Genomic DNA, 25903 nt, shown 5'->3' on the forward strand with positions numbered 1-25903 from the left:
TAAATTCCAGTATACTAGACATCATTGACAGGTAACATTATCAGAGTATACTAGACAAATATGACCAGTAGAAGAAAGTTAGTGACAGCGCTACAAGCCATTGCAAACAGCAAGGGATGGACGTTTGAGGCGTTGGCTGTTCGATGGGAAGTATCACCAAGACAAATGTCACGTATCGCGGCAGCAGGCAAGCAACGGGATATTGATGCTGCTAACGGCTTACCGGACTTGATACAACAAATGCGATTAAAAAATGATAAAGGAGCATCTAATTATGATTAATCAAATAGAAATGAATTGCATGAAAAATTCTATTTTTAATTCATTAAAAATAATGAGTATAATAATTGGGGTGATAGCTAGTATTGTTGTTATAGTCTACTCATTTACATTTTTATTTAGTGGTATTCGTATTGCTGGTACTTGGTTGTATTTAAAACACAATGAAATTTTTTCTTGGTTAACCCTATGTGCAACAACTACCAGTATATTATCATTTTGGTTTTTTTGTAATTGCAATGATAGGTATTATAAATTGAAAGGTGAAAATAGTCGATTTTTCTCTTTCGGTTTCTTTTTTTCTTTACTGATAAAGATTTTTATTCTAATGGTTGTCATAATAGTAATGAAATATGCCGAACCGTTAGGAGATGAGATGGCTTTAGTATTGCCAATGTTTTTTATTGGGATTTCATTGTTAATTCTTATTGTGACTGCAATTTGCAAGGAAAAATAAATTGAACATAATAATTCTAGCAACAATAAGTGGTGTGTGTTTCTCTGTTTATCTAATTGCAAAGAAGAAAGTATCAATTACCATTGGTGTATGGCTAATTATGTTTATTACCTTTCCTGGTTTATTAGGTACAGTGTCTTATAAAGAGGCTAAAAAATATTCAGAATCATCATTCTATAATGCTGACATATCAAATACTATTGGCGTCTACTGCATAGACAGTAAGGTTTTCTACAAGGTAAAGGATTCTGTTCATAAAACAGATTACCCATTACAGCAATTTAATGACAATGCTTTTAATGGCGTTTTCCCGACCAGTTTAACTTGTAAAGATAGTGTGGAGTTCAAACCTGTTTTTTACGATTACACAGGTAAAACCTTACCTTACAGCAGAGTGATTCAGTTGATAAACGATAATGTAAATACTGGTTTTATACCATCGACATTCAAAAATTAACCAAAAAAATAAAGGAACTGCTGCACATAAATTCATTTGATAGATATAGAAATTTAACGCGGTGAGAAAATGAAAATTATCCTTTATATTATAATGTTTATTTTAGTGGTTTCTGTTATATGTCCGGTTTTTGGCAGGCGTACACCACTGCAATGGATTATCCAAAAAAGACGTGAAAAGAAGAAAAATGAATACCGTCGGCGTTATTGATACTTTTGGCTGGATTTCCCCAGCCTGTCTCTGCCCTTTCCTGTTGTCTTTGGCTTTACCCTCAGACTGCCAAATCATATTGAATTCCAGTATACTAGACGTTTTTGACAGGTAACATTATCGGAGTGAACTAGGCAAATATGTCCAGCAGAGGGGAGTTAGTGACAGCACTACAAGCCATAGCAAACAGCAAAGGATGGACGTTTGAGGCATTGGCTGTTAGGTGGGAAGTATCACCGAGGCAAATGTCACGTATCGCCGCCGCAGGAAAGCAGCGGGATATTGATGCTGCTAACGGTTTACCGGATAAAAAGGAATAAGAAAAGTAAAAAATAGCTATATAATAACTAAGGAAACAATCAGGTATTATCTATTCAGAGGGTCATACAATGTCATTTTCAAGTAAGTTAGGGGATGCTCTTTACCCTCCAAAATCTGAAGATACATTTTTCGATATGGAAGCACGCAGTATTGTTTCTGAAATATTGTATAAGAATAATGGAAATATTGATTCTGCTGAAATCTTTTTGGAAAAGTTAGAGTCTTATATTCCTGATATATTACAAAATTCTATTGATAATCCCAGTTGGTCAACTGAGCGAGAATTGGACCGGTGGCATAGTATGACTAAGGCGTTGATTCGTCGTAGATTAATACAGTTTTTTGCATTAGAATTGTAGATACAATGAGTCGCCCATGCTTTTGGTAGTGTGGGTGCATTTGTATGAGGGTAGTTTTCGTTTTCGGGGTCTTAAAAGATAGAAATTATATTCTATATCATTATAGCCAGCATTTTGAATGTAGACTAAATGGATAATAGAATATGACGGAAAATTGTCATTTCGTCTTGTGCCGTAAAACGGTACGAGCTATATTAATAATATCTAAATTGGAAAATAATAGGGATGTATATGAAAGTATCAATTGAAGCTACAATGGTTGTTTCATTATCGAAATTAGTTGAAATGACTCAGGAAGATTACGAACAATACCAGAAAATTTGTGCTGAAGGTGAATCACTGGATGAACGTATCGGTGAAATTGCATTTAAATATGGCTTAGGGATTAATGACGTATGCGATGAAAAGAATCCTGAAGATATTGTGTTCGAAATTGTAAAGAGTAATGACGCCAATTCTGAAATGAACTGATGGTTTTTATCTGATGCAGACGGGTGTTCGTCAGTTCCTTGAGATAACAAAATGATATCCTTTAGGGATGGCTATCAGAATTATTAGTATTTATGGGAACAAGGCGTGAATAAGCATCAATTTGACTCGGCCTGTGTCGCGGCCTTTGGCACTAATTACACTACCGATATTGCGGCGGCGTTGGGAGTGTCGGACAGAACTGTTAGAGCATGGCGCGATGGTTCGCGCTCCCTACCAGCGGGACTTGTCGCGAAAATGATCGCGCTATTGCAACAGCGCTCAATGGTCACTGCTCAGGCGGCTACTACCCTTGAAGATTTACATGAGGAAATTAACCGCTATACGGCACAATGATAATAAATATGTTGTGCCGAAAAACGGTACAGTGTATAATGTATTTTATCAGAGGCGTGATAGCTCATAAAGCCATCTGTAATTAGCTGCCGCGCAGGCAGTTAGCGCATACACTAATAACCGCATAGGATATTGTCATGAAAAAATTATCTTCTCAGCTTACCTTTTCTCACGCCAGATCGGTTGCTCGCGTCCTGGGCTTAGATCTTATTGAGGCCAACATTGGTTTTGAACTTTGGGCGGGAGAGTCTTATCAGGGGGGCTTTGTCTCGCTGGATGCAGCCATAAATGAAATTAAGCTGCGTCAAGAAATTACCGAGATCAAACATGCTGAAGCTGCTGCTGATAGCAATAAAATTAGCTCGATACTTGTTGGGGCAACGGAAGCGGCCCTTATCTATAATGGGGATGTCATTGGTTATTGCAAAACCATTATAAAAAATGGTGGGTACATCACTATCGCCAGAGAAATGACCAACGATACTGCGCCAGTCAACACAATGCAGGTGAAAATTTCACGGTCAGAAAAAAACATAAAAAAAATACAAGAAGCTGAATTGTATATTCCAAGACTTTACAATGGTGATGTTTTTTATGTCAAATAGCACCATCCCGACGAATGATGTATTTAAGGAGTTATGCCTCCTGCTGAGAATACACCGCGATAAAGAATATCTCATTACGCTCTTTGCCGAAAAAGGCTGGAATGTGAGCCGAGCTAAAATACAGGCATGGAGTAAAAAAAGTGGCGAGTATAATAAAGATTATCGCCCGATGCCGGAACAAGCGCTCAGGGACTTTATCGAGGCACTCAAAGAAGAAAAACTGGTTGAAGAATCGCCCGATACGTGAGGCGAACGCTTGCATTTAACCGCCAGCGCAGTATATAGTTTTCGTACTGCCGAACAGGCAGCTCAGAAATATGTTTTACACAGTACACTGCCGTACAGGCAGCTTAGAAATAAGTTCTTAAGCAGTATACTGCCGTACTGGCAGCAAAGAAGCCTCGTTAATCGGGGCTTTTTTACGTCTGCGTACTGGCCTTGGCTTTACCCGAAGAGGGCCAAACTGCAATCAGTCGCACAGCGCTTTCTTTAAATGTGAGACATCTTCAGTAGATGAACGCTTAGCGTAGGTTTTCGCCCCATTGGCCCTCAAACTCTAACGATTAAAACTCCATCGCATCATCACCCTTATTTTCCGATGTTATTAAATGCTCAGAAAATTTTATAGGGTAAGTTTTCTTCTTATAAACAACGCCTTCGACTATATGTATTTCCAAACTCTTCTCGTCGAGTCGTATTACACCATGATGTTCACGGTTATAATTAACTAAGCTTTTTGAATTGAATTCATTAACTGATAGTGTAATTCTTGGGGAGAATATATTGAATGGTCCATGGTCATCATCATACTCACAATCATATAATTCAACTTCGTATTGCCTTTGTTTAAAATAATTATTAGCAAAAGCCACTTTTGCAGATTTACTGAATAAAACGATATTCAGTTGGTTTTTATCGTTTTGCTTACTGCTCACTTGAGTTGACTCAAATGATATACCGTCTAACTTACAGTTTTGCAATAAGCCTAGGTATTCAGAGACGGCTTGTGTAATAAGATATTCGTGCCCCTTAGCTTGTCCTAATACAGGGATGGTTAATTTATTGGATAAGGTTCTTAGAAAAAGAATTTTATCCCGTTCAACTAAGCCCTCGGGATCAAAGCGGCTTGCCCCTGAATGGCTCAGCGATTTGAATGCTGAAAGGTCGAGTATTCGCAGTTCGCGCAGGGGGTAAAATGTCGCCACGATAACAGAACTGCCGACGGCGGGTCTTACCTCTGCGATGGCGATATCCGGTGATGTCGATCCGTAGAACACAGGCACGCCATGTGCATTCATCCTGCCTGGTGTTGCCAGAATTGATGGCGGTGGCCCTAACTCAGCCTCTGGATGCGTGAGTGCCTTTTCGAGGGCTTGAGTATCATTAAAAACGCGCGCCCTGAATAAAGGGTCATTGGTATTTAATTTTTTAATGACGGTATCGCTGTGAACATTTATATCGGCAAACAATTCATCCAAAAATGCTTTCGCCCCGCTGTTGAAAAATCGCGCTTCTGTTAACAGGGAGTTGGATATTTCATCCCATTTTTGGTTTAAGGAGCTGATATGCCAATTTATTGGACTGTAGGTATATTCCTCACTGTATTGACTCTCCTCGTTACAATCATTAAATTGGTCATGAAGTGACTCAATGATATCCTTTGCGACGTCTTCATCAACCTCAAGTTCTTCCTGAATAATATTATTGAGGTCATCCCCTGTAGGTTCTCCCTCATAATTATAGTCTGCTATCTCATAGTGATTGACTAACATAATATCCACTTTGGCCGCAAGTTCTTCTATGCTGATAGTTTCTGTTTTCTCTTTACAATAGCTGCATTCGTTATCTGTATTACCGCTTTTTTTTATGTCGTTTTGAATATAGACTTCATTGACGCAGTGGTGACAAATATATTTTTCTTCCCACATTCATTCATTCCTTATGAATACACGGTAAGCTGAGTTAGCGATTGACTCTATATTAGCGCAATCGTAATCCAGGCAGTATCTAAAGATAACGAGATATCGCCAGGGGCATGCCAAAGGGGCCATATCGCTTTCTGGTGGGTCACTTGGTTTTACCCCAGGAGTGCCAACTTTACGCTTCCCGCCGTGAATGTCTGCTATAATCCGTTACGTCTCAGAGGCTTGCATACCGTTTGAGACAGGCTTTCGGGGCGTCTCGGGCGCGTTACGTCCCGAAAGCCACCCCGCAGTAATTGGCTTTACCCCTCCAGTGCCGGAAACTCCCAAGAAATCACCCTTTTCGTTAATGACCGATCACCGATTTATTTTGGTCGCGTCGCCGCCCTGGTTGCGTCAAAATATTCCGATCCAGTCCTGATTGTGGATTTTAAAATGTTGAGCGTTATCCCTCACGAAAACGAACAGAATTCACGTAGCGCGATCGGCACTCCGGCCCCGTTCTTTCACTACCGCCACGCCGTGGCATTGCGCAATATGGTACTGGCAACCGGTGACGCAGAATTACCGCTCTATTTGCTGGCCCCTGAAATTGCGGTGTTACTGGCCTATTTCCCTGATCTGCGCCAACGGCTGTATATCGATACGCTGTGGAACACCGGCGCCCGATTAAACGAAGCGCTGGCCCTGACGCCTGGCTGTTTTTATCTCGATGCCGTACAACCGTTTGTGGTACTCAAGACCTTAAAGCAGCGCACCATTGGTAAGGGCCGTCCGAAAAACGGGCAAGCACTTAAGCGTATTGTGCCGCTGCTCGATGCGGAGTACGTGGCGCGGCTGCGGGAGTATGTTGCGACGTTCAAACCGAAAAAACATGAACCGTTATGGGTGAACAAAAAAGGCGAGCCAGTCAGTGACGAAACCCCGCGCGGGTGGTTACGGGCGGCCGTGGATCGGGCTGCGCGTGACGGTGTCACCTTTAGTTTACCCGTCATTACCCCAAAAACGTTTAGACACTCGTTTGCGATGCACCTGGTACAACATGGTGTGGCGTTCAAAATCGTACAGACCTATATGGGCCATAAAGACGCCGCCAGTACGGAGGTGTATACGAAAGTTTTTGCGCTCGACGTCGGGGCGCAGTATGGCGTTAGGTTCAGCATGGCAACCAGTGATGCGAGAGCATTGATTGCAGGGACGGGAAAGTTACCCGCATAATTCATCGCCGGCGACGGCTTAACGTGAGTAATGACAGGATGAAAGTAAATATCTCTATGGAAGAGATTTTCGGCGATAAAATCAAAGAAAGAAAGGAGCGAGAGGCAGAACACAGTCCCAATATTGCCTGGTTCTCTAACTTAGATCCCGATAAGTTGCTTACCTGTATGCCGAAATATGATTTTGGATCTTTTGAATCCATCCCCCCGGACCATTCTGAGTTAACGTTTCCGGCGTTTGAGGATATCAACTTTACCGTCCCTCTGGTCGGATTTCAGCGCAGCCCTGCCAAGGTCGTGTATGTCGATGGATTGAAATTTGTGAGCAATCTCGGCTCCGATGCATTCTGCATTGACCCGCGCCGGTGGCACAAAATTAAAACCTATATAGCCAAAGGCCAGGTGGAGTACCCACAAGCCTGTTCGGAAGGATTTGGAGTATCGGATGGGCGGCATCGCACGCTGCTGTTGATGCAACTGTACAACCGACGCACTGTTCCGGTGGTTATCAGTGAAGCTCACTATGACACGTTTATGACGGCCGCGAAGCATTGTGGTGCGGTCTAAGCTGTGGCGCGAACAAGAATGTTGAATTTTAGGCGAAAAAAAACCCCGTTGGTAACAGGGTTCTTTTTCTTTACCGTTTGCCTCGGTTGGTCACCGTGGGAAACAGTCGCGTGATGCTCTCGTCCTAACGCAGTTATTATAGGCGTCACCCGTGACGAATGCAACGCCATGAAACAGGATGAACCGTAGCCATCAGCGCGGTAAGTCCGTATAATCCGCCCCTGTTAGGTGACATTACGTTGCCAGTGCCGCAGTACCAGCGCAGATCACAAGTCCTAGCTGATACGGGTGGTGCCGGTCAGTGCCTTGGCACTGGAGCGTGGTGTTCTCGTCCTAACAAACGAGAACTGTGGGCTGATAGGCAATTGACAGGCAAGGCAGACAGTTATCATGCTCCGCAGAAATGAGGAGCAAACGGATGAATCTTCTATCAGCAATTATTGTTGTTTTAGAGTTCATTGTCGCACTGTTGCGACTGATCGGCCTGTTAGTCTAATTGGCTGAAACGTAACTAAGGCGGAGGGGGCAACCTTCCCTCCCCTTTAAAAAATCCTTCCCAGTGTTATCACTTAGTCTGTATTAGCCCTTTCACATTATTTGATAAAATCCCTTTAATCGTATATTGGACTTTATCGCACTGAAAAGTCGTTGTTTTGTTAGCTAAATCAACACGGGTAATGTCGCATTTTGCTATTACTTTCTCAGTTAAATCTCTGCTTAAAGCATCTTCATCTTCTCTAAAAATAATTAAACATAATACTATTATGAAAGGAAGTATAAGCCCAATGGTACCAACTCCTATCGACTTCAATTTCATGTAATTTCCTTATAAATTTCCATTTATTTTTATACTTCAGCAGTGATCCGTGACTATCCAATTAAAGCTTTAGATTTAGCTCTGACTTCTGATAGTTCTAATGCTGTAACACGCCCTTTCCGCGTTGCATTACGTTTGCGCCAATCCAGGCTTTTTATCTGATCAGATAAAACAGCACTTGGTCTTGTCCCTGCGATGAGCACTTCAAACGGATATCCCTTTATTTGCGTGGTCATAGGGCAACACAACATCAATCCTACCTTTTCATTATATACAGCAGGACTCAGTACCAGGGCCGGGCGATGCCCAGCTTGCTCATGGCCAGCCTGCGGATCAAAATCAAGCCAAACAATATCGCCAGCATCAGGAACGTAGGTTTTCATTTAAAGCGCCTCTTTTCCTACGGGTAATCCAAAATCTATTTCATGATGAATATTTTCAGGGGTTACACTGGCTAAGAGGGATTGAAGAGATACCTCTTTAGCACGCACCGGTACAAGGACTATGCGGCCATCTTGAACCTGAATATCTACCGTATCATCCATCTTCAAACTAGCCGCTTCCGTAACGGCGACAGGTAATCTCACAGAAAGACTATTGCCCCATTTTTTTATTATTGCTTGTGCCATAACTCCTCCATTACATGCGTATAAACATTGTTGATACATTACGTGCTAAATTTATTTGTGTCAACAATGTTGATACATGTTGTGTATGTGAGTCTGTGAACGTAATAGGGGTCCGCTTGGAAAACGGAAAATATCCTACGTTAAGGCTGTTTCTTAAGCAGACATGACAGGCAGATCTGAGCGAGGACCAGACATTGATTTAGCTGGATTGAAGGTAACTCAAATTACTGGCATGATTTTCTGCGAAACTCATGGGCTTACAAAATAAGTCAAAATAAGTCCTCACAGCGTTGCAAGCATAAATAAAAAGCATTACCCGAAAAAGATCGGGCAATGCTTCAATACAGCAAAGAGATGCTTAACGTTTACATTATAACTTACAAGGAGTTATTAAAATCCTAGAAGGCCTTTAGTCGGCGTAACCTTCAATCTTGGTGCGCCTTGATCATCTAAAAATGGTTCAAATTTAATACTTACGCCATTTGCGAAGGTAATGGTGTAAGAATTAAAACCTTCTTTGTTAGATTGACTTGATCCACCACAATATTTTAGTGCACTATTGCCCAAATAATCGCCAATGAAGCGATGCCACTCATCTATCGACATCTCTTCCCTAGTTGAATTCAGAGCACTTGATGCTGCCGATGTATGACACTGAATGGTGTATTCAGCGTTGGGGCCATCAACATATAGCGTGACAATCGCGTTTAGCTCATCATCGCTAAATTCTGGATACAATTCTTTTGCAATCTCGATAAGTTTTGGTTTGAAACTAAATTCTGAGTGCCCTTGTTCTTTAGCTCTCAGACGTAGCTCATCTGAGCATTGAATAAAAAATTCTTTCATTTTTAGCCTGCCTAGTAGGTCAATGGGTAGCTCTTCATTCTACCGCTAATTGACACATTTTAACGATTATTACGTCCGCTTTTGGCACACAGCTGCCGTTCAAATGATGCCCTTCACTTGAGATATCTTGGTCATTTGGGTGTGTTGCTTAGGTATGTGGCAACCGATCGCCGTAACGGACTGGGGATTGCAAAAGCATGTTCTGAAAAGGTGGTTTTTTTAAACGCCAATGACTGTGGAGAATTACAGTAATCCACCATATGGCGATAAAGGATAAAAATGAAAAGATCATTCAGAATGAACGTAAGGTGGGAAGAAGAACTGAATTACACGGTGAGTGTAGGGCCGGGCATATTACCGCTATAAAAAACCCGCCGGAGCGGGTTTTTTATAGCGGTGATTTAAGCTTTGGCCCTTGCTTTACTCGGCGCGCCTGCCATAAAACTGAATTCTTCTTCAAGCTTTGCATCAGGAACCCATTTCACTTGATTAATGTTTTTATGAGCTGATGCTAATATTTTACGCTTAAGTTCTTGAGGCCTTACTCTACGAGCTTGGCCCGCAATGATATAATCTTTAGTGGCTTTATTGACCGTGTCTAAAACTGATTCTGTCAAAATTTTTCCAGTAGCACGGTAACGACGAGTGTTGAACCAGACGGCGAACTCTAACGCTTTAACATACTCTGACTGGAGATCCTCTTGTTTGAGTATGTTTTGAGCACGTCTATGGGGAGAAAGCGCATCACCAGAGCGTTTTGCTGGAGTAGTTTTCTTGGCTTTCATATGAACCTCCTAATCTTGCTATCACAATATTCTATCATACTTGTTTAAAAAACACCCATTACATGCATCAAGAGAGCATTTTGCTCATCAATTTTGCTCGAGGTTTATTGTGGCGTTTTACCCGCGATGTGTCGGTTGCGTTGAACTGATAGCCTCGAGACGCGTATTGTGCAATCAGTCCCTTTTCTGGCCGACTTATACAAACCGTGGCGATGCCATATTGAGAAGCAAAACTTTCTGCAATTAATGTAGCAATAGGTAACACATATCCCTTTAGAGGGTGATTGGGATCCGGATTTCCTTCTAGATATCGCAGTGTTACACAAATCTGCCTTCTTGAACGCCTAGCTAGCATAAGCCCGCAAAGAAAATCACGACACCGGATGCTGACATCAATACGTTTAGTCTGGATATGCCGCGCTTTCCACCAATTAAATTTTATCCAGTCTCGTTTAGGGGAAGTTCGCCAGCTGTTACTCACCTCTACGGCATCTCCTTGTGTAATAGGACCAATGACTATTTCGTCTACAGGAAGCGTATCACCAAACTCGAAAACTATTTTTAGGCGGGCATCAGCAAACGCCTGAATTGCAATAAGCTCATGGCTTAACGCTTCATCATCAGGCTGCACCCCAGAACTACCTTGCTCCATGTTTATCATCCTATAACGTTATTTATTTTTATAATTACATATCAACAGGTCTTCGTTCACCAAGCGTATTTAATCACTCACAATATTAATTATCGGCTGCCAGTTGTCATCTTTTATCCTAGAGATAACTTATGGAGAATACCGGTAAACTACAATTTTGCGAAAAACCACTGAAGAGAGGGGTCGAATCTGTACAATCTCCCTGTATGGCCTGTTGACCCTTCACGACGTCCTCTCTGACAAAGAGGGAGACCCGGCACTTTAGGGTGCAAACGGTCAGCTTTGAGCGAACAGCGGACGTTTTGATGACCAGCTGGATGGTTTTACCCCACCTAACTATTCATTAGGCATATCGAATCACTTTTGTTGATCTTTCATACTTATACTCAGAATTGATTTTAGTAAATAAATGAGCTGTTAAAAATTGATACACAAGTACAGAAAATTACTATAATTCATTGAGGAAAATAATTATAAATAAGAGATAAATATGAGTGGATATAAAATAATAGATAAAGAAAGCTGGAGTCGTACTGACCATTATAATTTCTATAGGAAATTTGATAACTCATGTTTTAATGTATGCGTATCTGTAAAAGCACAAAAATTATATGATTTTTCTAAAGAGAGAGGTGAATCTTTTTTTCAGCTTTGCCTTTTTTCAATTCTTCGTGCCGCAAATTCGATTCCCCAATTAAAGCAAAGAACGCTAGGTGATCAGGTCATTGAATATAATGACATTAATGTCATGACGCCAATAATGACTAATGATGAAGGATTTCGACAGGTAATGTGCGAATCAACTCCTCTTTTCACCGATTTCAGATCACAAATCGACGGAAAAATAGAAGAGGTTAAAAATGCCAAGGCTGGTCCAATGATTATTCAAAATGAAGATTTCTTCTGTGCCAGCTGCCTTCCCTGGTTGCACTTTGATTCTATAACTCATGCAGAGTTCCATTTTGGAGCCGCTGTTCCGACGCTGACGTGGGGTCAACTGAAAGATGGAGTCGTTCCAGTGGCGTGTAAATTCAACCATGCTTTCGTTGACGGTCTTCATGCGAGCCGTTTTTTTGCATGTATTGAAGATAACTTCGACAACCCTGATTTACTTTATATTGAATGAAAGTAACTGTTACTTGAAAAAATATATGAGTAATCATTTTGCAATGTCCGCTGTTGGCACATAGCAGACCGTCCAGCTAAGAACTCAGGAGCATTGCTGCCCTGCCTTTACCCGGAGTATGGTTTGCCGGGTGGTATTAAATTCCCGCGCAATGGCGCTGATACTGATCCCGGCGTTAACCTGAGCGGGGATTACGTCTGGCGAACAAACCTCAAACTGGAACAGGGTAAATACCGCTCATTACGCTTAGTGGATAGTAGCCTGTACAAAAAACAGGCTTAGCGTAGGATATTTTCCGTTTTCCAAGCGGACCCCTAATAGCCCATCAAAATATTAAATGGTGTACTCACTCTAGTTAAGTTGCTTTACGTATCTCTCGTCTTCGACCATTGAGTAGTCGTATCGCTTTAAGTTTTATTGCTTCGCAAACATTGCTTTGCAGGAATGGGTGGGTTTGTGCGCTATAGAATATCGTACAGCCTACGGCTGGCTTTCGCGGCCATAACCATCCAATTTCACATGGTATTAATTTGCCGCTTACATGCCCTGGCGGGCATAAAATTTCGCATGCGAAATATTGTAGATACATACTTATAATGTATCAATATTGATATATTATTGATATAATACTCATATTGAAAAACGGAAGGCCGCTTTTCAATTAGGCGAAACGCCAATCTCAAAGGAGAAAATATGAGTAATTTGGGTTTTGATTTAATTATGTGTGACCAGGTTTCTCTTGATGATGAAGTCATTAATCGTGCGTTATCCATTCTGGAATCTCGTATCATCAATAAAGGGGGAACGATTGTTGGTTCCGACTCAGCAGTTAACTTTCTTCGCCTCCAATTAGAGTTGGAAGAGCAAGAGATTTTTTGTGTGTTGTTTATGGATACCCAAAATCGAGTTATTGAGTTCAAAAAAATGTTTTTTGGTACCTTAAGTGAAACAAGTGTTTATCCGCGCGAGGTAGTTAAACTTGCGCTTAAACTAAATGCATCATCTGTCATTTTTTCTCATAATCACCCTTCAGGTATACCTGAGCCAAGTATCGAAGATCGCCATATCACCAAGAGACTTTCTGATGCCTTAAACCTGGTTGATGTCAGAATTCTAGATCATATTGTTATTGGCCACGGCATCAGTGTTTCTTTTGCTGAGCGAGGGTGGCTACCATTTTAATAGTACCGCGCAAACACGGCATAAAATGACAGCTTAATAAATATTTCGCATGCGAAATCTAGGCATCTAAGGAGGTGCCTTTTTTAGAAGTTTATTATATATCAGTATTGATAAATAAAATAACTTATGTATAATAATCAACATAGAAGAGCGGAAGGCCGCTTTTCTCCTATCGGCGAAACGCCATGCTCACAGGAGTTTATATGTATAAGACAGAAGCAGTTCGTAAAGCAGAAGTTCTGGAAACCACCCCTGCCCTTGCTGAATTCATTGATGATATTCCTACCCAAAAGGCGGTTCAGGCTTTTAGCAACTTGTCGTTTCGGCCTGAAAGTCATGCGCTCAACTGCCAATTGGATTACGCAACGCTTCTTACACAGCAAAAATCTTTGGTGTTAAGTCGTATTGAGTCGGGTCAGCAGAATGGTGCGATCCTTGTTGAGGACTGGGAGGTTAATTTCAGTATGTGGTTCGATTCATTCCATGCGCGGCTGAGAGCGGCATATATGGGCTACCTATCCAGCATCAGTGGTTGTGCAAGCGCGATGATAACCGGCCCGGCAAACTTCCCTGTTGAGCGCATGCGGAAACGTAATGGTATTGCCAATGATAAGTATCGCCAGATAAAGGAATACTCCCAAAAGGCACCAGAGCGTTTCCTGCGCCGGATAATGCCATTTGGTGATGGGACAATTATCCAATCAAACGCACCGAATGCCACTGAGTTGCTCAATAGTAAAATTGCCCGGATGGAGAAGACACACGCGGAAATGATCGGGGCAAACAAGATTGTACGAAAAACGTATAAAGGCGGTTCTGCTGAAGGTGTTAGCCAGGAAGCACAACAAAAATGTGCACTGGCATTAGCCGAGTTTTTGAGTATTCCTTTGGATAAAGCGTTGAATATTTTAGAACCGAGTCCATATTACAGCCATCGTAAGGTCGTGCCGTTCTATTCATATCAGTTGGCGAATCATAATGCTGAGATAGCACGCTTAAAACAGAGACTGGCTGAAGTTAATAAATTGCAAAATGACAGTTTATTTATCGAGCAAACTCTGACAAACGGAATTGAAATTAAACTGAGTGAAGACGGAAAAATTGAAATACATTTTGGCTATAAACCGGATGAACAGACACGTCGTATGCTTTGTGATAACAGCTTTAAATTTTCTCGTTATCGTAATAATGCGTGGGTTAGAAAGTTCACGCCGAATGCTCAGGCAGTCTATAGCCGGATAGTGAAACCAGCCCTAGAAAAACTGCCACAAAAGTAACATATCAGTATTGATTTATAATAAATGCCATAGTATATTAAACCGTATCCAGTGGATGGCCACTGGATACATCAGGCGTAACGCCAGGCTCAAAGGAGACACCATCATGCAAAGCAATACAATCACAGGCCGCTTACTTAAACCCGTTAGTTTGATTAAGAAAGATGACGTTGCCTATTGTCGTCTTACTGTTGCCGAGAGCAAAAAACGCAATAATGTTTCTACAGTTATCGAGTTCACAGCCTACGATGAGTTGGCACTGCGTGCTGAACGCAAATTAGATGTAGGTGACCTGATCGTCGTCCACTTCATTGTTAAAAACTCTCAGTATGAAAAAGATGGCGTCACATATCACGGTTATAACTTCACCGCTGAGAGTTTCGAGTACCTCGCAGCAGGTAAAGCAAAGCAGGCTCGTTCTCAATCTATGGCCCATCAATAATGATAAATAATTTCGCATGCGAAATTTTAAGAGGGATTAAATAATGGACTTCAGTCAATCGCCTGTTGCGTCAGATATAGAGCTTGCGCTCGGAAAAGTTATTGTTGTTGGTAATCAGAAAGGTGGTGTCGTTAAGTCGCAGTCATCTAACGAGATTTCGTATGATTTGCAGCAGTCTGGTTTTAAGACGCTGGTCATCGATATGGATTGGACGGCTGGGTTAACAGAGCGGAGTTTCCCTGATGGTATGCCTATCGAAATTGAACGCGAACCTTTTAAGCATGAGTTTTCCCCAGGGGAAGCACACACGTTCCAATTATTTTTTCCAGACACGATTGTAAAGCCGATCCAGTTAGAGGATGGACGTCATATCATCGGTACGACTTACGAACTGAATGAGATTAACTATCGTCCACAGGACTGCATTTTTGATTTTAAAGACAGCATAGATGAGCTACGTAAAATCTACGATTACATTATTATCGATTCTAATCCTACATATTCGAACGTAATGATCGCCAGTCACTTAGTTGCTGATTATTTGATTATTCCTACTCTATTAGAAAAATCTTCACGTAATGGTGTATCTAAGCAGTTAGGCCATATGAAAAAAATCAAAAAGAACCTCAATCCTAAGTTGGAGTTTTTAGGTTTGTACGTAACTCAAGCGGTTGTGTCCAATTACAAAAAAGACATTCTAGATGGGCGGTTTACACCAGTCGATACAGTAAACCTAAAATTGCTGTTTGAGATATTGGAACTTAACGGGTATTCGGAAGATAAAGTGTTGGCTTATATTTCACATGTTTTAACGACCGCAAAAGAAGCAATCGAGCTGGGACTAACATTTAAAGAATATGCCCCAAAATCATACCCTGCATTGCAGTATGAAGAGTTAACACAAAAATTGATCCGTCTTACGCAGGGGGCCTGAGATGGCTAAGAACTTTAAAAAGCAGCTGGAAGCACGCAATCAAGTAAAACCACAGGCGGCTGTCGTACCAGGTATTCAAGATAATCTGCTTGAGCGTGAACCGGCAGCACCACAATCACCCAATACTGGCCAGAGTTTACTTTCTCAACTATCAAGACCTGAATTAGCACCATCTGGGCAGATCATTCGTGTTCGATTAGATGAAGTCTATTCAATCGAGCAGGTGCGTCCGGAAGAAGATTTTGAAGAGGAAACGCTCAAGGGGATGGAGGAAACATATGACGAAGTTGGCATATTGACGCCGCCGCGTGTGTTCCCTCGTGATAAAAATGGCTACAAAATTTGGTTCGGTGAAACCCGTATACGGAGTGCTCGCAGGCATGGTGATGAGTATATTGATGTATACGTTGGTTTACCCCCAAAAAATGACAAAGTGCGGCTACTGGGTCAGCTGATTGAGAACCTGCATCAGTCGGGATTGAAGCCGCTGGCAACAGCCAATGCAATGCTTGAATTGAAGAATGATTGGAACATGAACGGTGAGCAGATAGCGAAATCAATCGGCAAACCGGTTTCCTATGTCAGTAAACATATGCGTTTATGTGATGCGCCGGCAGTAATAAGGGACTTACTAAAAGATAAGGTTACGGGGGATGTCGATCTTGTCTATACGTTGTGCCAAATTCATGACCGATCACCTGAGATGGCGCAGGAGTTAGCTCAGACAGCAAGAACCAAAACGTTAACCAGGCAAGTCGCGAAAGCGGAGTTGAGTAAACTCAAAAACCGTAAAACGACCACTGACATCGAGCAGCAAAACACAGCAGCGGTAAATCCTCCGTCAGTAGAAGTGAAAGAAAAAACTTTACTGAACAAAGAACCAACGGTGGAGCCAACAAAAACACAGGAAAATGACGCGGCAAATACTGCGACGAATGAAGTCAGAACGCCTGAAGCCAAACCATCATTAAGTGCAGCAGCTGCGAGCCAGAAAGAGAATCGCCTGATTGTTCGAGTGGATGGTGAGATTGGCTATTTACTCATAAATAAAATGGCTGATGAATATGGCCATGTGTGGGTAAAGCTGGCAATGGGCGAATTATGTGTTGAGGCTAAGTCTGTAGCCTTGGTTGGGATCAAAGAGGCTTAGTATGACTAATACCCCCTTTTCAGAACTGTCACGGGCGTTTCGCGCCCGTGTTGTTAAAACATGGATTATGTCCACTGAGTTTTCAGCAGCGGTCGGTGCGGAAGTGTTGAAGGATGCCGGTGTTAAACACGATTTCGTGAGGCGTGAAAATCCAGTGCTGGGTTCATCATTGGCGGGATGGGCTAAAGACGGTCACACACCTTTGTGGGCTTCCCAATCCGCGTTAGTTTTGTTGTTAGAAAACAACTGGACCCCTGTAAGCCATGAGGATTGGGCCGGTTTTTCCTCTATTTTTATAAAAATTCATAGAGATGCTGAATTTGGGATCTTACTTGATTCAGTGCCAACATCGATTGATAAGGACGTTGCTGCGGGTTGGTTAAGTGCGGCAATTGAAGAGGATGCACGTTACCGCGTGTCTAAGAAAAAGGTAAAAATATGACATTCCGGGAACTTGATAAAATCATTATCGCTACAGGACGTAAAGGGGATGCTCAACTTCTCCTTTCATTATTATTAGACTCTTTTGATAATGGAGTCGAATGCGTCGATATTGATACTGTTATGGCTGAAACAGGTCTAAAGAACCCGAATGTATCTGCGGTCACCAACAAATTGAAAGACTTGGGGGCGCTCACCATTTTGTATAAAGATATGCGAAGTGAGGATGGCTTATTTTCTGAAGTAAGAAATGGCCGTTGGTCAAAAGCTTACTACAAACTCCCCCAGGCAATTTTGCAACTGTATCGCAGAGGATAATTTCGCATGCGAAATTTCTATGTTTAAGCCCCGCTATCTTCCAGCCGTTGTCTGTGTTTAAAAATGGCGGTTTCAATAGTTTCATAGTCGTACTTTTGGTAAATCTCCCCATCGGGTTGTGTATGCTGGGGAGAGCATTTCCCGTTTCATCTTCCAACCTTTATCAATACCTTGTCCCGCAAACCACACCTTTCCAATCCCTTCTCTGTTTATGCGATCGATAGCTTTCATCAACTGTTCACTGTTAGCTTTTGGCGGGGACTCGTCAAACATATCTATCTGACCAGGACGGCTGCAAAAGTCATTCAGAATGATCCCCGCTTTTTGGTATCGATAACCATCCCTCCAGATTTGCTCCAATGCTCTCATCGATGCAGCAATAATATCGCGAGTGTCCTGAGTGGCCAGCATTAATCGTTGGTTGCCATTGTTGCTGTAAAACGGCTCATTGGAAAACGGGCTGGTCCGAATAAAGACGCTGATATAACGGCAATATTGCCGTTCGTGCCGCAGTTTTTCCGCCGCTCGCTCCGCGTACTGACAAACGGCCTGGCGCATATCATGTAGTGTCGTGACTCGCTCCCCAAAACTTCGGCTGCATATGATCTGCTGCTTGGCGGGGAGTGCATCGATAGAGATACACGGCGTGCCATTAAGCTCCCTTACTGTTCTCTCAACGACGACGCCAAACGTTTTCTTTATCAACTGAATGTTGGCATCGGCCAGTTGTAGCACCGTTTCTATTCCCATCACTTTTAACTTAACACTTAATTGACGACCTATTCCCCACACTTCTGTTACCGGCAGAATGGCCATTAATTTGCGTTGCCGGTGACGGTCAGACAAGTCAACAACACCTCCGGTTGCAGGCCAGGTTTTGGCGGCGTGATTGGCTAGCTTTGCTAGGGTCAGAGTCTGGGCTATGCCGATACCAGAAGTTAAGCCGGTTTGTTGCAGAACGGTATCACGCACGCGCTTACCGTAAATTTCCAGAGGCTCGCAATTTTCAATACCATCAATCGTCAAAAATGCCTCGTCAATACTATAAACAGTCATCGATGGCGCCAGTGATTCCAGAATAGTCATGGTTCTGGCACTCAGATCACCGTACAACGCGTAATTAGAACTGAAGCAAGTAACCTGGTTACGCTCTATAAGGGCTTTAATTTGGAAATAAGGCGCTCCTCGTTTGATCCCCAGTTTCTTGGCTTCCTTATTAGCTGATACGCAGGCTCCATCGTTATTGCTCAAGCAGATTACGGGTTTTCCTTTGAGGTCGGGCCGGAAAAGTTGCTCCACACTGGGGTACATAGAGTTGATATCACAGAGCAAATACATAGGCACCTCACTTGAAGGTATGAATGGCGTGTATGACGACACCAAAAATATCCAGGTCATCAGGATCAACATAGATAGGACTGAACGCGGGATTCATGGGTTGGAGGCTAAGTCGGGGATGTAGACACAGCTTTTTGACCGTAAATTCTCCCTCGATCGCAGCGATAACAATATCGCCGTGTGATGGTTTCACTGCTTTATCAACAACTAGCAAATCCCCTGAAAGAATACCGGCCTCCGTCATTGATTCACCTTCCGCACGAACAAAGTAGGTTGCACTAGGGTGTGCTATGCATAATTCATTTAAATCTAAGGTTTTTTCTATGTAGTCGGACGCAGGGGATGGAAAACCAGCCAGGCACACTTCACCAAAAAGTGGGATTTTTAAATGAGATTCTGATTGCGCAGCAACAATTTCAACTTTCATGGTGAGCCTAATAGTACTGTTATTATATACAGTATTATTGATGGTTATATCGGGGATTTGCAAGGTGGGTGTGGCTGTTTTTTTGTAGCATACTGTTTTATAGCTAGAAATAGTATATTCCGGTTTTATCCACAGAAACGGTAGATAGAAAAAGGCCACCTGGTGGCCCCAAGGCTCCCCGCCCGTAAACGGTCGGCTCGTCGCCTGCACTCCAGCGGTCCCACGCCGGTGGCGTAGTCCTCTTCCGCAGAGCCACGCGAGCGCGTCTCTGTCCTTCGGATAGCAAGCGATGCCTAATGATCAATATTCAAGTTGGTAGATGCTATTGCCGCGTTCACTGTTGCAGAGAGGGCAACCGGCGCTAATGATGACGGTCCGTAGCTGACAGTAAATTTTGTCTTCGACCGTTAACCAGGCGTGTTGCTGCAAGTTCGGCGGCTTCGCATAAAACCGGCTTAGCAGGGCGGAGGGCTGGCCTGTGGGATATTCACGTCTGCACAGCCTACCGCTGGCTTACGCGACACTAACCACTCGATTATCTATGGAAATACCTTTGTCGCTTACATGCCCTTACGGGCATAAAATTTCGCATGCGAAATATTGAGTAAAAAAGTGATTTATTATATATCTATATTGATATCTAATCGGGTTTTATAGTATAATAACATCATGGAGAAACGGAAGGCCGCTTCTCACTATCGGCGAAAAGCCAGACTCAAAGGAGTAATCAAATGACTGTTTCACAAACTGAAATTAAAACCTCAAAAGCAAAGAAGTCCACCCGCAAAGCACCTCCGGCTGCAAAAGACGCACAGGCATTGGCTCAGGTGCTGGAACAGACACCAATAGAGTATGTTCCGTTGTCCCGTCTGGTCAAATCGCCACTGAATGTGCGCCTTATTCCCTATTCGGTTGAAAGTGTAACCAGCCTTGCCAACACCATTGCGTCTATCGGGCTGTTGCAAAATTTAGTGGCACACGACATTGAGGACGGCCAGATTGGTGTTGCAGCAGGGGGCCGTCGTTTGGCTGCGCTAAACATGTTGGTTGAGCGTGGGGTGTATCAGGCTGATGTGCCGGTTGCTGTTAAACGTGTACCGCAAGAACTGGCCGTTGCCGCCTCAATGACGGAAAACGGCGAACGTAAGGATATGCACCCCGCAGAACAAATTGTGGGCTTCCGCTCAATGGCTGCCGAAGGAAAAACACCGGCACAAATTGGTGACTTGCTGGGCTATAGCTCCCGCCATGTCCAACGTGGTCTAAAACTCGCAAATTTGGCTCCTACCCTGTTGGATGCGCTGTCTAGAGACGAGATAAATCTCGAACAGTGTCAGATTCTAGCTCTCGAAGATAGTCAGGAGCGACAAGCGCAGGTATGGGAACAGGCACAGCAGACCTACAACAAATGCCCGTCAAACTGGCAATTACGCAATCTGATCACTGAACAAGAAGTGAGCATTGCGAATAACGCGAAGTTTATTTTTGTCGGGTATGACGCACTGGAGGCGGCTGGTGCTGTCATTCGTACAGACCTGTTTAGTGATGAAGGTGAGGGCTGGATTGACCGTGCCTTACTTGACCGTTTGACCGTTGAAAAATTGGAGGCTATCGCGCTAGCCATTCAGGAAAGTGAGGGATGGTCATGGTGTGAACACCAGATAGGGCCAGTCAGTTATTGGGACGAAGTATCACGTAAATATAACATGATCTCAGCGCCGACTCCGGTTTATACCGAGTCAGAGCAATCCCAAATCAATAAGTTGACAGTGGCACTGGAAGAAACTGAAACCCACGATGATGAAAATGACATTCAGCAACGGATCGAAGATATTGAGTCTACCGCAGTGATCAGAGCATGGACAGCAGAGCAGAAAGCGCAAAGCGGTGTCGTGGTGTCATTTAATTATGGTGATTTGATTATCTATCGTGGGGTGATCCAGCGTGAAAATACCGCACCGGCTGAAACACCGCAAAACAATCTTGCACAGATATCACCAGCACCAAAAGATAAAGGGTTATCGGCGGCATTGATCACAAGTTTGTCATCAGAGCGGACATTAGCGGTCATGGCGGCACTGGTGCAGAATCCGGCAGTGGCGTTAGCACTACATACTCACTCAATGGCACTCAACGTGTTCCATCATGAGTATGCCACTTCCGTTTTAAAAACCAGTCTGGACATTAAGAGACACATATTACTGAAGAATTCACCGGCATCCGAAGAGGGGGAAGCAAATCGGGTGCTGAAAAATCTGCATAATCTGTGGGAAAGCCGTTTACCCGAAAATTGGCAACTGGATTTTTCGTGGTTGCTGACATGGGATCAAGCCGAAGTGATAGCACTGCTGACTTATTGTGTCGGTCTGTCGTTGGATGCCGTACGGTGTCATGCAGGGATGGACGGCAAAGTTGGCGGTGAGCTGGTATCCGTCGAGAACGCGTTAGAGTTCGAACTGCGTGACTGGTGGCAACCGACCAAGGAAAACTACTTTGGGCGTATCAGTAAAGAACAAATGAGTGAGGCATTGATTATCAACGGGAAAGATCCGCAAGCAGCATCCGTTCTCAAAATGAAAAAGGGCGATGCAGCACAACTGGCGGCAGATGAAATTGCACAAACCCGTTGGGTACCGGAATGTCTGCTCCCGATGGATGAAACCGTTTCTTTCTCTTCCACTGATGATTCTGCTGCTGCCTAACAGGAGGTGCCGCCTGAAAAGGCGGCATAACATGCCATGACTAACGAAAAAGAATTTACGTTATTGAAGCTGCAAGCTTTTACCTCCACAGATTTTGAGCAGTACCGCGAACGGGGTGAGGGATTTCGTCAAACATTGTCCAGTGCGGTAATAGCCTGCCTGTCATTGCCTGAAGTCTGGGGTGTTGATTGCGAGTTTAGACAGGAGTGGGGCGGGGAATTTCCGGTTCATCTACGTCTGAATTGCAAGATGGCCCCGACAATACCCATTGAAATAGTCAGTCCGTGCCATGAATCCTCTTACTGGTATGGGCGGCTGTGGTTTGAGGGCGGCGAGTCAGTAGCATGGTTCTACAGTGATGAACGCTTTGAACCTGATGCTATCAGAGGAATGCTGGATATTCTGGCTGAATATATTAATGCCGGTTATACGCAAGCGAATGAACTGGCGGTGGCGTTGCGTATGGGAGGGCATGCCGTATGATCCCGAACAGCATGTCACTTGTTCCCGTAAACCAATACCAACGTGCAGCAATAATGGCCATCATTGCGGTAGAAGAAAAGATACAGCAAGGCAGGAAATTGGGACAATACCCCTACGCACGCGAACTCTTCCGCCATCTTTGTGGCAATAAAGGCAAAATATCGGCATCTGATGTGCGCAGGGCGGCCAGTAATTATGATCCAAAAAATCGGGGAGGTACGCCAAAGGAGGGGTTTGTCAGGGCACTGGATACCCTCGTTGGTAGTCGCGGAGAGATATGTCCACTGCCACTTTTAACCAGCGATGGATATTTATTTTTTCCTGAAGTGCGTTATCGCCTGCGTGAACGTCAACATCGCCAGTGGGACGTAAAAGTGGCGCGCAAGGCAAATAATATAACTCGCGAACGTCAGAAAAAACGTCGGCGTTATCAAGCAAAAGTTGCGCAAGCTGAAATAGAGTTGGCTTTTACTACGCCCAGTGAACTGACGGCATGGTACAAACGGCTGGAACGGCAAGGGATTTATGAAGACGACGTTATCGGGATGGTTCAGGCATGGAGTCGGCGATTTAGCCATCTGTCTCAAGATCAATTTTTGTTTGGTTGTCCTTTGTGGGCGATTGTGGATGAAATACAGAGTGAGCAGGGAAGCCGCACAGTGATAGAACTGTGGTTGGATGAACTGATGATACCCAACAAATTGGGGCGACATTATGGCCGGTAAATTTGGAAATTGGTGCTATTCCTTGCGTTGGTGCTTGCCACATATTCCAAGCCCAAGGGGAAATATATTGCTGTCTGAAGTGGTACCCGCTGGAGAACCGACCCCTGACAGTATCATGAAATTGTTTGTACCAGGCAGCGGATATGCGGTAAGCATTGATTTTCTTGATAACAGACCAATGAAACGGTGGCCCCCTGAGCGAAAAGCGAAAGTCCGACTGCACAATATGCAACGGAGAATAACGAAATCGGCACCGTTGTTTGCTGATGAGTTGATAGCTCGCGAATTAGCTGCACGGCCAGATTACTTTAAGGGAGAATGACCACTATACTGAAATCGGGAATAGTGATAGCCGCGAAGAGAGGTGGGTATGTTTAATTATTTCAAGCGTATGGTAGCGAACAACCCAAGAGTAAAGAAAATGTCTCAGGCGCAAAGAAAAAACGTGGGTGGCAAGATAATAATATATTCGACCTTGTTACTGCTCATCCCGTTAGGATGCATGATGCTGTCATACAACAATGTATGGTTGCAGATCTTCTTTCAGCTCGTATGGGGCGCATCAATGATTATAGGCTCAAGTATTGCTTTTGATAACGATGAAAAAGCCACAGGAACACGATGAGGCAACACAGAGCAACTACATGATTCAATAGCCTAAACGGTGCTCTACGCGCCGTTTTTCCTATTTAGTATATTGCTTTCTAGTGTGCTTACAATCTCGATATATATCTCCCTGATAGTTAACGATTCTCCATTTCACTTCATATTCAATATCTAAGCTCACTGACAAAACGTAACGAGGATAAAATTTCGCATGCGAAATATTGATAACTCTTAAAATATTACATATCAATATTGATATGTAATTGGTTTTTATAGTATAATCTATCTATTGAGAAACGGAAGGCCGCTTCTCACTACCGGCGGAACGCCAGACTCAGAGGAGCATAAGATGAAAACCCCATCGCGTCTAAATAGAGCATTTTATAGTGTCAGCCAAACGGTGAACCTTTTGGTGTTATGTGTGTGGTCAAAAATTGGTTGTCAGGTTTTCTGAGTGGTTTCTTTAAATAATAAAACAATCTTACGTTGGCTCTCTTGTGTCGGTTTCCCCAGAGAAAGTTAGACCGCCACAAATAATAGATAAGGAAATAAATAATGATACATTCAGCAGACAATTCAGAAATACAAACACAGCCAGTGGATGCCAATTTTTTTGAGCACCATGATTCAAATGGTGGCGAACTCATTCCCTCTGTAGCAATTGATCGCATTATTGCATTACGCACTGAAGGACTTAAAAAATATTTTGAGGCGCTGGAAATACTCAAAGAAGCCCGCAAGTTATTTAATTTTGCGAGTGGAGATCAGAATATTTATGGTTTTGATGAATGTGTGCATGATGCGGTTCGTTGGGAGTCTCACCCAAATCGAAATGAAAAAGCCATAAAAAAAGTGATCGACTCTAAAATATGGCGGCGACTGATAAATGATACAGGCATGTATACGCTCATGAGTCGTAAACAACAGGATGAATGGGATCGCCAGTTGGATGGGGAGACGATGCCGGAAATCACGCTGGATACGGTACTGGCAACCTTTACACAATTGAATGCAAGCAAAGCCAATACTTTCGAGCTGGGCGTCATTGACGTGTTTCGGGCATTGTCTTGGGAATATAAAACAAATAATCCTTGTCGTATGGGTAAAAAAATCATTCTGTCTCGACTCCTTGAAACATGGGGAAAAGGCTATATCCGAGTGTCATATTCAAGCGTGGCACAGTTGGACGACCTAGCAAAACCATTCTATATACTTGAAGGTAAGAATGTCCCCGATCACCGTATTGCCGATGGTTCTGCATTCACTGAGTTTTTCAATCGAGAAGGTTTTTCAGGTGCTGTGTATGAGGGCGAGTATTTCACTGTCCGCTACTTCAAGAAAGGAAGTGCACATATTGTGTTTAAGCGTCCTGAACTATTAGACAAAATAAATGCGATCGTAGCTCGACATTATCCATCAATGTTGCCTCCGCGCGTTTAATTTAAATCTGTAAGGTACTGGCTGGGGCAACTCAGCCGTTTACCAACATTAGATGAATGACAGATTTAAAAGCCGCTGTGGCTTCGCAACGGCGGTTCTAAACCCTACGTTTGCAGATGGGCATCGCCGTTTTCACTGCCGGTGATGACGGAATCGTAGCTGACAGTAAATTTTGTCTTCGACCATTAACCAGGCGTGTTGCTGCAAGTTCGGCGGCTTCGCATAAAACCGGCTTAGCAGGGCGGAGGGCTGGCCTGTGGGATATTCACGTCTGTACAGCCTACGGCTGGCTTACGCGACACTAACCACTCGATTATCCATGGAAATACATTTGTCGCTTACATGCCCTTACGGGCATAAAATT

Annotated in this window: 34 protein-coding genes and 1 pseudogene; 25 read left to right on the forward strand and 10 right to left on the reverse strand. The window is 43.3% G+C overall.

Going from position 1 to position 25903, the window contains the following annotated elements; all coding sequences use genetic code 11:
* The first annotated feature begins 81 nt into the window (after positions 1-81).
* The 9 genes from V2A84_RS00100 (at position 82) to V2A84_RS00140 (ending at position 3760) form a co-directional block, all read left to right on the forward strand.
* Positions 82-282: a hypothetical protein gene (locus tag V2A84_RS00100; protein WP_442848464.1), complete on the forward strand. Its 201-nt coding sequence runs from the start codon at positions 82-84 to the stop codon at positions 280-282.
* Complete coding sequence (locus tag V2A84_RS00105) at positions 275-736, forward strand: hypothetical protein (RefSeq protein ID WP_442848465.1); 462 nt, start codon at positions 275-277, stop codon at positions 734-736. Before V2A84_RS00100 ends, V2A84_RS00105 begins: the two co-directional genes overlap by 8 nt.
* A 1-nt stretch (position 737) precedes the next feature.
* Positions 738-1193 carry a hypothetical protein gene (locus V2A84_RS00110; protein WP_442848466.1) on the forward strand — a complete coding sequence of 152 codons (456 nt, stop codon included), beginning with the start codon at positions 738-740 and terminating at the stop codon, positions 1191-1193.
* Positions 1194-1564: 371 nt separating this feature from the next.
* A complete protein-coding gene (locus V2A84_RS00115) occupies positions 1565-1723 on the forward strand; it encodes a hypothetical protein (RefSeq protein ID WP_442848467.1) in 159 nt (52 codons plus the stop codon).
* Between the two features lie 69 nt (positions 1724-1792).
* On the forward strand, positions 1793-2083 hold the full coding sequence (locus V2A84_RS00120) for a hypothetical protein (RefSeq protein WP_442848468.1): 291 nt from the start codon (positions 1793-1795) through the stop codon (positions 2081-2083).
* Positions 2084-2314: 231 nt separating this feature from the next.
* Positions 2315-2554 carry a hypothetical protein gene (locus tag V2A84_RS00125; RefSeq protein ID WP_442848469.1) on the forward strand — a complete coding sequence of 80 codons (240 nt, stop codon included), beginning with the start codon at positions 2315-2317 and terminating at the stop codon, positions 2552-2554.
* A gap of 105 nt (positions 2555-2659) precedes the next feature.
* Entirely contained in the window at positions 2660-2908 is a 249-nt protein-coding gene (locus V2A84_RS00130) for a hypothetical protein (RefSeq protein ID WP_442848470.1), read from the forward strand.
* 137 nt (positions 2909-3045) lie between these two features.
* Positions 3046-3513, forward strand: coding sequence for a hypothetical protein (locus V2A84_RS00135; protein ID WP_442848471.1), 468 nt, complete (start codon positions 3046-3048; stop codon positions 3511-3513).
* Complete coding sequence (locus V2A84_RS00140) at positions 3503-3760, forward strand: DUF1456 family protein (protein WP_442848472.1); 258 nt, start codon at positions 3503-3505, stop codon at positions 3758-3760. The genes V2A84_RS00135 and V2A84_RS00140 overlap by 11 nt, the downstream gene beginning before the upstream one ends.
* A gap of 316 nt (positions 3761-4076) precedes the next feature.
* Here V2A84_RS00140 and V2A84_RS00145 read toward each other — a convergent pair whose 3' ends face one another.
* Positions 4077-5441: an RES domain-containing protein gene (locus V2A84_RS00145; RefSeq protein ID WP_442848473.1), complete on the reverse strand. Its 1365-nt coding sequence runs from the start codon at positions 5439-5441 to the stop codon at positions 4077-4079.
* A gap of 429 nt (positions 5442-5870) precedes the next feature.
* Here V2A84_RS00145 and V2A84_RS00150 point away from each other — a divergent pair, with 429 nt between their 5' ends.
* Both V2A84_RS00150 and V2A84_RS00155 read left to right on the forward strand, forming a co-directional pair.
* On the forward strand, positions 5871-6653 hold the full coding sequence (locus V2A84_RS00150) for a tyrosine-type recombinase/integrase (protein WP_442848474.1): 783 nt from the start codon (positions 5871-5873) through the stop codon (positions 6651-6653).
* A 38-nt stretch (positions 6654-6691) separates the two neighbouring features.
* Positions 6692-7219 (forward strand): hypothetical protein, encoded by a 528-nt coding sequence (locus V2A84_RS00155; protein WP_420074010.1) that lies wholly within the window; start codon positions 6692-6694, stop codon positions 7217-7219.
* 565 nt (positions 7220-7784) lie between these two features.
* Here the strand turns inward: V2A84_RS00155 and V2A84_RS00160 are convergent.
* The 6 genes from V2A84_RS00160 to V2A84_RS00185 form a co-directional block, all read right to left on the reverse strand.
* The gene (locus V2A84_RS00160) at positions 7785-8036 is read right to left on the reverse strand and encodes a hypothetical protein (protein WP_442848475.1); all 252 of its coding nucleotides are present in this window, start codon (positions 8034-8036) and stop codon (positions 7785-7787) included.
* A 53-nt stretch (positions 8037-8089) separates the two neighbouring features.
* The gene (mazF, locus tag V2A84_RS00165) at positions 8090-8419 is read right to left on the reverse strand and encodes an endoribonuclease MazF (protein WP_050110250.1); all 330 of its coding nucleotides are present in this window, start codon (positions 8417-8419) and stop codon (positions 8090-8092) included.
* A complete protein-coding gene (locus V2A84_RS00170) occupies positions 8420-8665 on the reverse strand; it encodes an AbrB/MazE/SpoVT family DNA-binding domain-containing protein (RefSeq protein ID WP_420073885.1) in 246 nt (81 codons plus the stop codon). It abuts the gene before it with no gap.
* Positions 8666-9055: 390 nt separating this feature from the next.
* On the reverse strand, positions 9056-9511 hold the full coding sequence (locus V2A84_RS00175) for a hypothetical protein (protein ID WP_145524999.1): 456 nt from the start codon (positions 9509-9511) through the stop codon (positions 9056-9058).
* A gap of 401 nt (positions 9512-9912) precedes the next feature.
* Positions 9913-10296, reverse strand: a complete 384-nt coding sequence (locus V2A84_RS00180; protein ID WP_119261516.1) for a hypothetical protein — start codon at positions 10294-10296, stop codon at positions 9913-9915.
* Between the two features lie 67 nt (positions 10297-10363).
* Positions 10364-10948: a hypothetical protein gene (locus V2A84_RS00185; RefSeq protein WP_119261517.1), complete on the reverse strand. Its 585-nt coding sequence runs from the start codon at positions 10946-10948 to the stop codon at positions 10364-10366.
* A gap of 490 nt (positions 10949-11438) precedes the next feature.
* Between V2A84_RS00185 and V2A84_RS00190 the strand changes: the two genes are divergently transcribed.
* Positions 11439-12074: a CatA-like O-acetyltransferase, family 1 gene (locus V2A84_RS00190; protein ID WP_442848476.1), complete on the forward strand. Its 636-nt coding sequence runs from the start codon at positions 11439-11441 to the stop codon at positions 12072-12074.
* Positions 12075-12158: 84 nt separating this feature from the next.
* Here V2A84_RS00190 and V2A84_RS00195 read toward each other — a convergent pair.
* Positions 12159-12260 (reverse strand): annotated as a pseudogene (locus tag V2A84_RS00195) (helix-turn-helix domain-containing protein); the annotation flags it as partial.
* Between the two features lie 507 nt (positions 12261-12767).
* On the opposite strand from V2A84_RS00195, the gene radC reads away from it, so the two are divergent.
* The 7 genes from radC (at position 12768) to V2A84_RS00230 (ending at position 17818) form a co-directional block, all read left to right on the forward strand.
* Positions 12768-13256, forward strand: coding sequence for a RadC family protein (gene radC / locus V2A84_RS00200; RefSeq protein WP_442848477.1), 489 nt, complete (start codon positions 12768-12770; stop codon positions 13254-13256).
* A gap of 203 nt (positions 13257-13459) precedes the next feature.
* Positions 13460-14533 carry a hypothetical protein gene (locus tag V2A84_RS00205; protein WP_420073819.1) on the forward strand — a complete coding sequence of 358 codons (1074 nt, stop codon included), beginning with the start codon at positions 13460-13462 and terminating at the stop codon, positions 14531-14533.
* A 106-nt stretch (positions 14534-14639) separates the two neighbouring features.
* Positions 14640-14975, forward strand: a complete 336-nt coding sequence (locus tag V2A84_RS00210) for a hypothetical protein (protein ID WP_420073818.1) — start codon at positions 14640-14642, stop codon at positions 14973-14975.
* A gap of 43 nt (positions 14976-15018) precedes the next feature.
* Positions 15019-15909 (forward strand): ParA family protein, encoded by an 891-nt coding sequence (locus V2A84_RS00215; protein ID WP_420073817.1) that lies wholly within the window; start codon positions 15019-15021, stop codon positions 15907-15909.
* A gap of 1 nt (position 15910) precedes the next feature.
* A complete protein-coding gene (locus V2A84_RS00220; RefSeq protein ID WP_420073816.1) occupies positions 15911-17059 on the forward strand; it encodes a ParB/RepB/Spo0J family partition protein in 1149 nt (382 codons plus the stop codon).
* A gap of 1 nt (position 17060) precedes the next feature.
* Positions 17061-17501, forward strand: coding sequence for a hypothetical protein (locus V2A84_RS00225; RefSeq protein WP_072077997.1), 441 nt, complete (start codon positions 17061-17063; stop codon positions 17499-17501).
* Entirely contained in the window at positions 17498-17818 is a 321-nt protein-coding gene (locus V2A84_RS00230; protein WP_050110237.1) for a hypothetical protein, read from the forward strand. The genes V2A84_RS00225 and V2A84_RS00230 overlap by 4 nt, the downstream gene beginning before the upstream one ends.
* Before the next feature lie 81 nt (positions 17819-17899).
* On the opposite strand, the gene umuC is transcribed toward V2A84_RS00230, so the two are convergent.
* Both umuC and umuD read right to left on the reverse strand, forming a co-directional pair.
* Positions 17900-19156, reverse strand: coding sequence for a translesion error-prone DNA polymerase V subunit UmuC (umuC, locus tag V2A84_RS00235; RefSeq protein WP_420073815.1), 1257 nt, complete (start codon positions 19154-19156; stop codon positions 17900-17902).
* Positions 19157-19163: 7 nt separating this feature from the next.
* Positions 19164-19583, reverse strand: a complete 420-nt coding sequence (umuD, locus tag V2A84_RS00240) for a translesion error-prone DNA polymerase V autoproteolytic subunit (protein ID WP_420073814.1) — start codon at positions 19581-19583, stop codon at positions 19164-19166.
* Between the two features lie 731 nt (positions 19584-20314).
* Between umuD and V2A84_RS00245 the strand changes: the two genes are divergently transcribed.
* The 6 genes from V2A84_RS00245 (at position 20315) to V2A84_RS00270 (ending at position 25539) form a co-directional block, all read left to right on the forward strand.
* Entirely contained in the window at positions 20315-22285 is a 1971-nt protein-coding gene (locus tag V2A84_RS00245; RefSeq protein ID WP_420073901.1) for a ParB/RepB/Spo0J family partition protein, read from the forward strand.
* Between the two features lie 36 nt (positions 22286-22321).
* Positions 22322-22768 carry a conjugation system SOS inhibitor PsiB gene (psiB, locus tag V2A84_RS00250; protein ID WP_420073902.1) on the forward strand — a complete coding sequence of 149 codons (447 nt, stop codon included), beginning with the start codon at positions 22322-22324 and terminating at the stop codon, positions 22766-22768.
* Positions 22765-23493, forward strand: coding sequence for a plasmid SOS inhibition protein A (locus V2A84_RS00255; protein ID WP_050110225.1), 729 nt, complete (start codon positions 22765-22767; stop codon positions 23491-23493). The genes psiB and V2A84_RS00255 overlap by 4 nt, the downstream gene beginning before the upstream one ends.
* Positions 23483-23815: a theronine dehydrogenase gene (locus tag V2A84_RS00260; protein ID WP_420073903.1), complete on the forward strand. Its 333-nt coding sequence runs from the start codon at positions 23483-23485 to the stop codon at positions 23813-23815. The genes V2A84_RS00255 and V2A84_RS00260 overlap by 11 nt, the downstream gene beginning before the upstream one ends.
* Before the next feature lie 48 nt (positions 23816-23863).
* Positions 23864-24118, forward strand: a complete 255-nt coding sequence (locus tag V2A84_RS00265; protein ID WP_420073904.1) for a hypothetical protein — start codon at positions 23864-23866, stop codon at positions 24116-24118.
* Positions 24119-24654: 536 nt separating this feature from the next.
* Positions 24655-25539, forward strand: coding sequence for a DUF4942 domain-containing protein (locus tag V2A84_RS00270; RefSeq protein ID WP_420074054.1), 885 nt, complete (start codon positions 24655-24657; stop codon positions 25537-25539).
* The last annotated feature ends 364 nt before the right edge of the window (positions 25540-25903 follow it).

The organism is Yersinia sp. 2553 StPb PI (genome assembly GCF_052217105.1).
Taxonomy (GTDB): Bacteria; Pseudomonadota; Gammaproteobacteria; order Enterobacterales; family Enterobacteriaceae; genus Yersinia; species Yersinia enterocolitica_E.